The sequence below is a fragment of the Haemophilus sputorum CCUG 13788 genome, assembly GCF_000238795.1.
Lineage (GTDB): Bacteria > Pseudomonadota > Gammaproteobacteria > Enterobacterales > Pasteurellaceae > Haemophilus_A > Haemophilus_A sputorum.
In genome coordinates, this window is record NZ_AFNK01000035.1 from 194,641 (window position 1) to 206,614 (window position 11,974).

At 39.6% G+C, this 11,974-nt stretch carries 9 protein-coding genes and 1 tRNA gene; 5 read left to right on the top strand and 5 right to left on the bottom strand.

From position 1 onward, the window contains the following. Positions 1-33: 33 nt before the first annotated feature. The 5 genes from HSP_RS0105840 to fdhE all read left to right on the top strand — a co-directional run bounded on the left by HSP_RS0105840 (position 34) and on the right by fdhE (position 6,122). Positions 34-110 (top strand) — tRNA-Arg (locus HSP_RS0105840). Positions 111-379: 269 nt separating this feature from the next. Then, the gene (gene fdnG / locus HSP_RS0105850; protein WP_139032664.1) at positions 380-3,478 is read left to right on the top strand and encodes a formate dehydrogenase-N subunit alpha; all 3,099 of its coding nucleotides are present in this window, start codon (positions 380-382) and stop codon (positions 3,476-3,478) included. Between the two features lies 1 nt (position 3,479). Continuing rightward, positions 3,480-4,409, top strand: coding sequence for a formate dehydrogenase subunit beta (gene fdxH, locus HSP_RS0105855; protein ID WP_007525932.1), 930 nt, complete (start codon positions 3,480-3,482; stop codon positions 4,407-4,409). Then, entirely contained in the window at positions 4,402-5,124 is a 723-nt protein-coding gene (locus HSP_RS0105860; protein ID WP_007525976.1) for a formate dehydrogenase subunit gamma, read from the top strand. The genes fdxH and HSP_RS0105860 overlap by 8 nt, the downstream gene beginning before the upstream one ends. Positions 5,125-5,210: 86 nt before the next feature. After that, on the top strand, positions 5,211-6,122 hold the full coding sequence (gene fdhE, locus HSP_RS0105865; protein WP_010129380.1) for a formate dehydrogenase accessory protein FdhE: 912 nt from the start codon (positions 5,211-5,213) through the stop codon (positions 6,120-6,122). Positions 6,123-6,176: 54 nt separating this feature from the next. Here fdhE and HSP_RS0105870 read toward each other — a convergent pair whose 3' ends face one another. From HSP_RS0105870 to HSP_RS11085, 5 genes are all read right to left on the bottom strand, one after another. Continuing rightward, a complete protein-coding gene (locus HSP_RS0105870; RefSeq protein WP_007525942.1) occupies positions 6,177-6,983 on the bottom strand; it encodes a MetQ/NlpA family ABC transporter substrate-binding protein in 807 nt (268 codons plus the stop codon). A 110-nt stretch (positions 6,984-7,093) separates the two neighbouring features. Beyond that, complete coding sequence (locus tag HSP_RS0105875; protein ID WP_007525940.1) at positions 7,094-7,915, bottom strand: MetQ/NlpA family lipoprotein; 822 nt, start codon at positions 7,913-7,915, stop codon at positions 7,094-7,096. A 41-nt stretch (positions 7,916-7,956) separates the two neighbouring features. After that, positions 7,957-8,634, bottom strand: coding sequence for a methionine ABC transporter permease (locus HSP_RS0105880; protein ID WP_007525945.1), 678 nt, complete (start codon positions 8,632-8,634; stop codon positions 7,957-7,959). Next, complete coding sequence (metN, locus tag HSP_RS0105885) at positions 8,624-9,658, bottom strand: methionine ABC transporter ATP-binding protein MetN (protein ID WP_007525975.1); 1,035 nt, start codon at positions 9,656-9,658, stop codon at positions 8,624-8,626. The genes HSP_RS0105880 and metN overlap by 11 nt, the downstream gene beginning before the upstream one ends. A 218-nt stretch (positions 9,659-9,876) precedes the next feature. Then, positions 9,877-11,974: YadA family autotransporter adhesin (locus HSP_RS11085; RefSeq protein WP_010129381.1), on the bottom strand; the 2,098-nt coding region annotated here is incomplete at its 5' end.

Sequence of the window (11,974 nt, forward strand, 5' to 3'; positions counted from 1 at the left end):
TCAGAAATCCTTTCTTTTATATTTCTTAACTCTGCGCCCTTAGCTCAGCTGGATAGAGCAACGCCCTTCTAAGGCGTGGGTCAAAGGTTCGAATCCTTTAGGGCGTGCCATTTATCTTAAAATCTTTTCAACAAGCGGTCATTTTTTAATTTAATTTTGCAAATTTTTAACAAAATTCCATTTTTTTATGATCTAGCGCAAAGATTTTTCATCAGCTAACAAAGAATGATTATGGCGAATAAGTTAAATAATCGTTAGAATAATACCGTTTAAATTAACATCCGTGTAATTTAATAAAAGTGTTTGGACAAATTGTTCAGACCTTAGTTTATTCAGTAAATCATCTCATTATAAAATTTATATGAGAGAAGGAGTGATTATGCAGGTCTCTAGACGTAAGTTCTTTAAGATCTGTGCAGGTGGTATGGCGGGAACGTCTGCTGCGATGTTGGGCTTTGCACCAGCAACCGCTTTAGCAGCACCGCGTGAATACAAATTATTACGAGCGTTTGAATCTCGTAACACCTGTACATATTGTTCTGTAAGCTGCGGTATGTTGCTATATAGCACAGGCAAACCTTACAATGCATTAAGCAGCCACACAGGTACAAATACCCGTTCTAAATTATTCCACCTTGAAGGTGACCCTGACCATCCAATCAGCCGCGGAGCATTATGTCCAAAAGGTGCGGGTGCATTAGACTATATCAATAGTGAAAGCCGTGCACTATACCCGGAATACCGTGCACCAGGTTCTGATAAATGGGAACGTATTTCTTGGGAAGACGCAGTTAAACGCATTGCTCGCCTTATGAAAGCAGACCGTGATGCCAACTTTGTAGAAAAAGATGCAAGTGGCAAAACTGTTAACCGTTGGACAACCACAGGTATTATGACTGCCTCAGCTATAAGCAACGAGGCTGCACTTCTTACTCACAAATGGGTGAGAATGTTAGGCATAGTGCCGATGTGTAACCAAGCGAATACTTGACACGGACCAACGGTAGCAAGTCTTGCTCCATCATTTGGTCGCGGTGCCATGACAAATAACTGGGTTGACATCAAAAACGCCAATCTTATTCTTGTTCAAGGCGGTAACCCTGCTGAAGCTCACCCTGTTGGCTTCCGTTGGGCAATTGAAGCGAAGAAAAACGGCGCGAAAATCATCGTGGTTGACCCTCGCTTTAACCGTACAGCTTCTGTAGCTGATCTTCATGCGCCAATCCGTTCCGGTACTGACATTGCATTCTTCTTGGGTGTAATTCGTTATTTATTGGAAACGAATCAAATTCAACACGAATACGTTAAACATTATACCAATGCTTCATTCTTAATTGATGAAGGCTTCAAATTTGAAGATGGTTTATTCGTAGGCTTTGATGAAGAAAAACGTTCTTATGATAAATCAAAATGGAACTACCAATTTGATGAGAATGGTTTTGCTAAACGTGATATGAGCTTACAAGATCCACGTTGTGTCATTAACATTCTAAAAGATCACGTTTCTCGCTATACGCCTGAAATGGTTGAACGTATTACTGGTGTAAAACAAAAAACCTTCTTACATATTTGTGAAGAAATTGGTAAAACCTCTGCGCCAAATAAAACCATGACGCACTTATATGCGTTAGGTCTTACTGAGCACACAATCGGTACACAAAATATTCGTTCAATCGCGATGATCCAATTACTCTTAGGTAATATGGGTATGCCTGGTGGCGGTATTAATGCGTTGCGTGGACACTCAAACGTACAAGGTACTACAGATATGGGCTTATTGCCGACATCTTTACCTGGTTATATGCGTCTACCAAACGATAAAGATACTTCTTATGAGCAATATATCAATGCGATTACGCCAAAAGATATCGTACCAAACCAAGTAAACTACTATCGTAATACATCGAAATTCTTCGTCAGTCTGATGAAAACGTTCTATGGTAATAACGCGACTAAAGAAAACGGTTGGGGCTTTGACTTCTTACCAAAATCTGACCGCTTATACGACCCTATCACTCATGTTAAATTAATGAATGATGGCAAATTAAATGGCTGGATTTTACAAGGTTTCAACGTATTAAACTCATTACCGAACAAAAACAAAACTGTTGCGGGTATGAGCAAGTTGAAATTCTTAGTGATTATGGATCCTCTTCAAACTGAATCTTCTGAATTTTGGAAAAACTTTGGTGAATCAAACAATGTAAATTCTGCTGAAATTCAAACAGAAGTATTCCGTTTACCAACAACCTGTTTCGCAGAAGAAGATGGTTCTATCGCGAACTCTGGCCGTTGGGCGCAGTGGCACTGGAAAGGTTGTGACCAACCAGGTGAAGCACTACCAGATGCAGAAATTCTTTCTATGATTCGTGAAGAGATGCATCATCTCTATCAAGAAGACTTGAAAAAAGGTATTCAACCAAAAGGTTTAGAATCTTTTGAAGCGATGACTTGGAACTATGCACAACCACATTCTCCAAGCTCTGAAGAGTTAGCGAAAGAATTAAATGGTTATGCGCTTGAGGACATTTACGATCCTAATGGCAACTTAATGTATAAAAAAGGCCAATTACTCAGCGGCTTTGCCCATTTACGTGATGATGGTACTACCTCAGCAGGTAACTGGATTTATGTTGGCCAATGGACAGAAAAAGGTAACCAAATGGCAAACCGTGACAACTCTGACCCATCAGGCTTAGGTTGTACATTAGGTTGGGGCTTTGCGTGGCCAGCAAACCGCCGTGTTCTTTATAGCCGTGCTTCTCTTGATATTAACGGTAATCCTTGGGATAAACACCGTCAATTAATCAAATGGAACGGTAAAAACTGGAACTGGTTAGATGTGGCTGACTATGGTACACAACCGCCAGGTTCTGATACAGCTCCGTTTATTATGTCTGCTGAAGGTGTAGGTCGTTTATTTGCAGTAGATAAAATTACAAGTGGTCCAATGCCTGAGCATTATGAACCAATTGAAAGCCCAATTGATGCGAATCCGTTACATCCGAAAGTATCTTCTGATCCAACGATTCGTATTTATAAAGAAGACCGTGAGTTTATCGGCTCAAACAAAGACTTCCCTTATGTGGCGACAACTTATCGTTTGACTGAACACTTCCACAGTTGGACAGCACAATCTGCGCTAAACATCATCGCTCAACCACAACAATTTGTGGAAATTGGTGAAAAACTAGCAGCAGAGAAAGGTATCCAAAAAGGTGATATGGTGAAAATTACTTCTCGCCGTGGCTATATTAAAGCCGTTGCAGTCGTAACAAAACGTCTGAAAGATTTAGAAATCGACGGACGCACTGTACACCATGTGGGTCTTCCAATTCACTGGAATATGAAAGCCTTAAATGGTAAAGGTAACCGTGGTTTCTCTACTAATACCTTAACACCATCTTGGGGTGAATCGGTCACACAAACACCAGAATATAAAACATTCTTGGTAAATATCGAGAAGGCGGAGGCATAATATGGCAGGTAATGGCGAAGGCGTTCAAACGCAAGATATTATTAAAGTCTCCGCAACATCGGGCTTAACATCACCGCCTCAAGCGAGAGATCATAAAGTAGAAGTATCCAAACTCATTGATGTGAGTACCTGTATCGGCTGTAAAGCTTGTCAGGTTGGCTGTTCAGAGTGGAATGACATCCGCTCTGATGTCAACGCACAATGTGTCGGGATTTACGATAACCCAGTTGATCTTAATGCGAAAGCATGGACAGTGATGCGCTTTAATGAAGTGGAAGAAAACGATCGTTTAGAATGGTTAATCCGTAAAGACGGTTGTATGCACTGTGCAGAACCAGGCTGTCTAAAAGCTTGTCCAGCACCAGGTGCAATTATCCAATACGCTAACGGTATTGTAGACTTCCAATCAGACAAGTGTATCGGTTGTGGTTACTGTATTGCAGGTTGTCCGTTCAACATTCCACGTATGAACCCTGAAGACAATCGCGTGTACAAATGTACCCTTTGTGTGGATCGTGTTTCTGTTGGTCAAGAACCAGCTTGTGTGAAAACTTGTCCAACTGGCGCAATCCGTTTTGGTTCTAAAGAAGAGATGAAAATCTACGCAGAAAAACGTGTGGCTGATTTGAAATCTCGTGGCTATGAAAACGCTGGTCTTTATGACCCAGAAGGTGTGGGTGGTACACATGTTATGTATGTACTCCATCATGCAGATAAACCGGAACTTTATTCAGGATTACCAAAAGATCCACAAATTGACCCAACAGTCACCTTGTGGAAAGATATCTTGAAACCAGTAGCCGCTGTTGCAATGGGTGGTTTAGCGCTTGCTGAAATCGGACACTACTTAACAGTAGGCCCGAATGCGGAAGAAGACGTTGAAGATCATCACGAAACCGATGCTCATCAAGAAGGAGGCAAACATGAGTAAGAACAAAATTGAGATCAGCAATGATACTCGCGTGGTTCGTCACAGAACGCCTGCTCGCTTGAGCCACTGGTTTTTAGTAATCAGCTTCTTTTTAACCATGTTTACTGGGGTTGCATTTTTCTTCCCAGACTTTGCGTGGTTAACAGAAATTTTAGGTACGCCACAACTGGCACGTGCGATTCACCCTTTCACTGGGATTTTAATGTTTATCGCCTTTATTTACCTTGCGTTATTATATTGGGATCACAACGTTCCTGAGAAAAATGATATTCGCTGGGCAAAAGGTGTCGTTGAAGTTCTAAAAGGCAATGAGCACGCAGTTTCTGATAACGGTAAATATAACTTAGGTCAAAAAATGTTGTTCTGGACATTAAATCTAGCAATGTTGACCTTATTAATTACTGGTATCATTATGTGGCGCCAATATTTCTCGCACCACTTCTCAATTCCTGTATTGAGAATTGCAATTCTACTTCACTCAGCAAGTGCATTTATGCTATTTACCGGTATCTTGGTACATATGTATATGGCATTCTGGGTTAAAGGCTCAATTCGTGGCATCGTAGAAGGTTGGGTAACCGTTCGCTGGGCGAAAAAACACCACCCTAGATGGTATCGTGAAGAAGTTTTGCCGGAATTAGAAGAAGACCTAGAAAATGAAGCTAAAGGTAAAAAAGTAAAAGCCAAAGCTTTATTTAAAGGGATAAATGGCTAAAGCAAGAAAGTGCGGTTACAATAACCGCACTTTTTTATCAGCCCTTTTAGAGCAGCCTTATCTGCTCCAATATTACAGAGCACATTATGAGTATCAAAATTCTTTCGGTAGATGAAATCAAACAAAAAACGAACAGCTATGATGTTCCCCCGATTTTATTTGCCAACCCGAAAAATCTCTATCAACGCCGTGCTAAAAGATTAAGATCTTTAGCAGAAAATCATCCGCTAGCAAACTATCTTTTATTTGCTGCAGACTTAGTGGAAAGCCAATTAGCTGTATTAGAAAACCAGCCATTAGCCCCACAAGGAAACTTGCAAAACTTAGCAGAAATCCAACCGCTTGATGCGAAAACTTTTAAACGAGATGATATTTGGCTTACTTATTTAACTGCAATTTTGGCAGAAATTAAGCCTAAAGCTAACGACCAGATTTTAGCTACTATTGAATTACTAGAAAAATCAGCAAAAAGTGAATTAGAAGCGATGGCAACTGCCCTATTAAGCGAAGAATTCAACTTAGTGAGTGCTGATAAAGCTGTGTTCATTTGGGCGGCACTCTCACTTTACTGGGTACAATTAACTCAACAAATTCCGCACAACAGCCGTGTAGAGGATTATGACAACCTTCACCATTGCCCTGTTTGTGGTAGTGCACCTGTGGCAAGTATCGTGCAAATTGGTACCTCACAAGGGCTTCGCTATGTCCATTGTTCGTTATGTGAGAGTGAATGGAACCTTGTGCGAGCACAATGTACCAACTGCAATAATCAGAAAAATATAGAAATGTGGTCTTTAGATGAAAAACTTGCCGTTGTGCGTGCTGAAAGCTGTCATGAATGTGAAAGCTATCTAAAAATTATGTTCCAAGAAAAAGACCCATATGTGGAACCTGTCGCTGACGATCTTGCCTCACTCTTCCTAGATATGGAACTAGAAGAAAAAGGCTTATTCCGTAGCGGTTTAAACCCATTAATGTTCCCAGCAACTGAATCCTAATAAAAAAACCTGTGTAGAATCGATTCCACACAGGTTTTTTTCTTTATTGAAAGATTACCAACCCTTCACTACCCCACCGTTAAATAATTTTAACGCTTCTTGAAAAACTTCTTCTGTTTGGAAAGCTTTCACAAAGGTTTGTAAACGAGGGTCGTTTTTATTATCTTCACGGCTAACGACTAAGTTCACATATGGCGAATCTTTTGATTCTACAATCACACCATCTTTCTCTGGGCTTAATCCTGCTTGGCCTGCGTAAGTGTTATTGATAACAGCTAAATCCACATCATCTAATGAACGAGTTAATAACACCGTATCAACTTGTTTGATCTGAATATGTTTTGGATTCTCAATAATATCGTTTTCTGTTGAGAACAAGTTTTTCGAATCTTTTAATTTAATTAAACCATTCGCTTCAAGTAACAATAACGCACGGCCAGTATTACTTGGGTTGTTTGGAATAGCAACAATCGCACCGTCTTTTAACTCAGCTAACGTTTTTACCTTTTTAGAGTATGCCGCAATTGGCCATAATAATGTGTTACCAATTACCGCCATTTTATAACCACGATCTTTACTTTCTTGCTCTAAATAAGGCACAGTTTGGAATGCATTAGCATCTAAATCTTTTGCGTGTAACGCTGCATTTGGTTGCGTGTATTCCGTAAATTGTACTAATTCCACATCTAGGCCATATTTTTCTTTTGCAATTTTCACTGCTACTTCAGTCATTTGCGCCTCAGGCCCTGTCATCACGCCCACTTTTAATGGTTTCTGTACTTCAGCTGCTTTCTCTTCTTTACAACCGGTTAATGCTAATGCAGATACTAGCGCAACGCCTAATAATTTTGTTAATTTCATGTTAAATCCTTAAATTTGAGGAAAAAAATAAGCGGTGATATTTTTAGAAATATTTGCAAATCTCTCTTAAAATTCCACCGCTTGCAGAAAGTGAATTTACATCAAGTAAATTACCAACCTTTTACTACACCATCTTTAAAGTGTTTTTGTGCTTCTTGATACACTTCTTCCGTTTGGTAAGCTTTTACAAAGTCTTGAACCGCTTTGGTGTCTTTATTGTCTTTACGCGCCACAATAATATTCACATATGGAGAATCTTTATCTTCAACAAAAATACCATCGTTTGAACTTAATCCAACTTGACCCGCGTAAGTGTTATTTACTACCGCTAAATCCACATCATCTAATGCTTTTGCCGCCACAGAAGTATCCACTTCTTGTACTTTTAGATGTTTTGGATTCTCAATAATATCCATCGTTGTTGAGAATAAGTTGGTGTTATCTTTTAATTTAATTAAGCCTTGTTTTTCTAATAAAATCAACGCACGAGCAAGGTTAGATGGATCATTTGGTACTGCCACGACTGCACCATCTGCTAACTCATTCACTGATTTAATTTTTTTCGAATAACCCGCTAACGGATAAACAAAGGTATTACCAACAATCACTAAGTTGTCTAACCCTTTAGATGAGCTATCTTTATCTAAATAAGGTTTGTGCTGCATTGCATTCGCATCTAAATCACCTTTGCTCACAGCCGTGTTTGGTAATGCGTAGTCATTGAATAAAACAAACTCCACATCTAAGCCATATTTTTCTTTGGCAATGCTTGCTGCTTTTTCTGCAACAGTATGTTCAGGGCCTGACATTACGCCCACTTTAATTTTATTTGCTGCAGTAGCTGGTGCTGCATCCGCTTTTTTCTCTTCATTACAACCACTTAATGCTAATGCAGAAAGTACGGCAATGCTTAATACTTTTTTGAAACTCATAATAAAAATACCTCTTAATAGAAAATTGAGTGACCCCCGTTTTAACGGTGATCATATTTTTTGGCTAATTCATCGCCGACTTTTTGTGAAATCATCACAATCGCTACAATAATAATGGTTGCAATCCATTTCACATAAACCATATTACGGTGTTCACCATAGCTAATAGCTAAGTTACCCAAACCACCACCACCAACCGCGCCAGCCATAGCAGAATAGCCGATTAGTGAAACTAAAGTTAACGTCACACCGTTAATTAAAATAGGTAAAGATTCTGGTAAGTAGAATTTCGTAACCACTTGCCAATTTGTTGCCCCCATTGATTTTGCTGCTTCTGTTAAACCAGTTGGCACCTCTAATAGTGCGTTAGCGGTTAAACGCGCAAAAAATGGAATAGCCGAAACACTTAACGGCACGATTGCCGCGGTTGTACCTAACGTTGTGCCAACGAGCAAACGCGTAAATGGTAACAACACAATCAAGAGAATAATAAATGGTACTGAACGACCAATATTGATGATGACATCTAAAACCTGATGCAAACGCGGGTTTTCTAAGATCTCACCTTTTCCAGTTAAAAATGCTAAAAACCCGATAGGCAAACCTACAACAACTGCCATTAAGGTTGCAAAAAAGCCCATATAAACCGTTTCAAGCGTTGAAGAGCCAATCATCTGCCACATTTGAGGTGTGACTTCTTGCATAAAATTATCCCACATAGCCTAACACCTCAACTTTTACTTTATTATCAATTAAATAGAATTTTGCTTGTGCAATATCATCATGATTGCCACTCACTTCAGCAATTACAAAACCAAATTTCACGCCACCAGCATAGTCAATTTGAGACATTAAAATACTAAAATCAATGCCGAACTCTTTCGATGCCATAGAAAGTAACGGTGCATCAACTGAGCGGCCAGTAAATTCAAATTTAATAATTGGCTTACTATTAGCAGTTGATTGCGCTGAAAGCTGCGCAGTATATTCTGCTGGTAGCTCAAAATGGAAAGTCGATTGAATAAATTTTTGTGCCAACTCTGTTTTAGGGTTAGAAAAAATTTCACTCACAGAACCTGTTTCAATCAACTGACCTTTATCGATCACCGCCACACGATCACAAATGCGTTTTACCACTTCCATTTCATGCGTAATCAGTAAAATAGTGAGACCTAACCGTTTATTGATGTCTTTTAATAATTGTAAAATAGATTGCGTTGTTGCAGGATCTAATGCACTTGTAGCTTCATCGCACAATAACACTTGCGGATCACTTGCTAGCGCACGGGCAATTGCCACACGCTGTTTTTGACCACCTGAAAGGTTACTTGGATAAACATCTTTACGTTCAGTTAACCCCACTAGCTCAAGCAACGCATTAACCTTTTTCTCAATTTGCGCTTTAGGCGTATGATTTAAATGTAATGGCAACGCAACATTTTCAAATACGGTTTTAGAAGCCAGTAGATTAAAATGTTGGAAAACCATCGCAATATTACGGCGAGCTTGAATTAACTCACTTTCTGAAAGTTTGGTTAAATCTTTACCATCAACAATGACTTCACCAATAGTTGGACGTTCTAATAAGTTCACGCAACGAATCAGCGTACTTTTTCCTGCACCACTGGCACCAATTACGCCATAAATCGTACCCTTAGGCACTTCTAAGTTAACATTATCCAAGGCGGTAATAATTTTCCCTTTTACCTCGAACTGTTTGCTGATGTTTTTCAGCTGAATCATAAATCTGCCCATCTTTTAATTGAATTTTCTGTATTTTAGACGTCTAGAATGCTATGTCAATTAAGCAGCACACTTTTTTTATAACAAAAAAGCATAATTGTATAAAAACATTAAAAATTTCAGTATTTAAACATTAAAAATTCCTTTCTATTAAAAATCACAATAAAAAAAACCCAGCCGAAGCTGGGTTTTTCATTCTAGTTTAGCAAGACGCTAAATTACCATTGGTAACCTACGCCTACAGAGCCACCGACGTCACCTTGGGTGTTCGCGTTACCTTGTAGTTTAAGGATAACTTTACCGTTATCGCTTGAACGTGAGTAACCCACCGCAAGTGCGCTTTCACCTTTGAAGGTACCTGCAGAAGCTGCAACCATTGATTTACCTGGGATGTAAACCTGTGGTAAGCCTGCTGCTGCGTTAGCACCTGCGATACCGCCACGTGCTTCTTTTTGTACCTTGTTGATACGATTGTTCACGTTAGTGATGTTGTTACGTAATTGTGACACATTCACTGCATCGGTATCTTTCTCACCCGCTTTCACGTTGTGAATTTGGTTACCGCCCATATCAACTGTTGAGTTTGGACCAACTTTTAAGTTACCACCTTCGTTAACTGTTAAGTTATTAGTGGTTACGCTGTTGTGGTTCACATCCTCAGTTGTAGATACAAGGATTTCAGTGCCATTTTGCTCAATTGCGATGTTTTTACCTGCCGCATAAGTGACTGATTTACCACTTGTTACGCGAGCAGTTGAATTACCGCCTTTATTTGCAACTTGGTTACCTTTATCCACAGTTGATACGTTAAAGTTAGTTGCACCGTTAGATACTAATTTACCTTGGTTGTTCACGGTAATTGTATCGTTATCGATATCAACAGTTACTTTATAGTTGGTTGTACCATTTGCGTTAGTAGTTGGAGTTACTGTAATACCTTTATTTGGCTCAGTCGTTACACTTGCTTGTGTATTATTTGCACTTACAGTGTAAACGCCTTTAGCATCTTTATTAACAGTAACATTATCACCAGCTTTAACATCTGTAACATTTGCAGCTACTTTATTATTGCTATCGATATATAAACCGTCACCAACGTTCACATTGTAACTTACAGAATTTTTACCATTTTCTGCTTTAGTTACATTAGAGCTTGTACCCTTACCATTTACGAATTGTACGGTGTTACTTGCTGTTACATTGTGTTGAACATTGCCATCGTTATCTGCAACTTTCCAGTAAGCTGAGTTGATTGCATTAGCTACATCTTTCGCTGTAACTAAACCGTTTCCAGCTGGAACAGTAATATCACCATTCGTAGTTACATTAGATAACTCAGTAGTGTTTACATCTACTTTGTAAACTTTACCATCTGCATTATCTGATACTAAGGTTACATTGCTTTGGTGACCAGAAATCACTTTAGTAGTGTTAGCTTTTAATTGGCTAATATTCACTGCATCAGTTGGTTTTGTACCGTTCGCTACGTTATGAACTTGGTTACCGCCCATATCGATGTTACCACCATTTTCAACAGTGATGTTCTTCGTAGTCACGTTATTTGCTGTTACATTTTCAGCTGTTACGTCACCCGCAGTCACATTTGTTGCAACAATATTATTTGCTGTCACATTGTTGTGAGTTACATCCGCAGTTGTTGAAATAATGAAAGTTGGGTTACCAGCTGTATCAACAGTTTGGTTAACTGCTACATTTTTACCTGAAGTAATCGTTACAGTTGAACCCGGTTTCACTTGTGATTGTACGCTACCCGCAGCTGTATCTGTTACAACTTTGTCAACATGGTTGCCAGTAGTAATGTTAAATGAAGCATTGTTAATCGCATTCACAACAGTGGTTGCGTTCACTAAGCTATCACCATTACCGTTAGGATCAACACTTACAGTACCATTATTGTTCACTGTAGTTGTAATACCAGTTGTATTAGCTGACACAACGAAACGATCACGACCATCTTTACTTGCGTTAGCTTTCACTTCAACTTTAGTTGTATTCACGTTACCAGAAATCACATCAACATGTTTTTCTGGACCTGTAGCACCTGTTGCACCAGTATCACCTTTAGGACCAGTTGCACCAGTAGCGCCTGTTGCACCAGTAGCGCCTGTTGCGCCTGTAGCACCTGTTGCGCCAGTAGCACCTGTTGCACCAGTAGCACCTGTAGCACCTGCGCCTGTTGCACCAGTATCACCTTTAGGACCAGTTGCACCAGTAGCGCCTGTTGCACCAGTATCACCTTTCGCACCAGCTGCACCAGTGTCACCTTTCGCACCAGTTGCACCGTCTTTAACAACA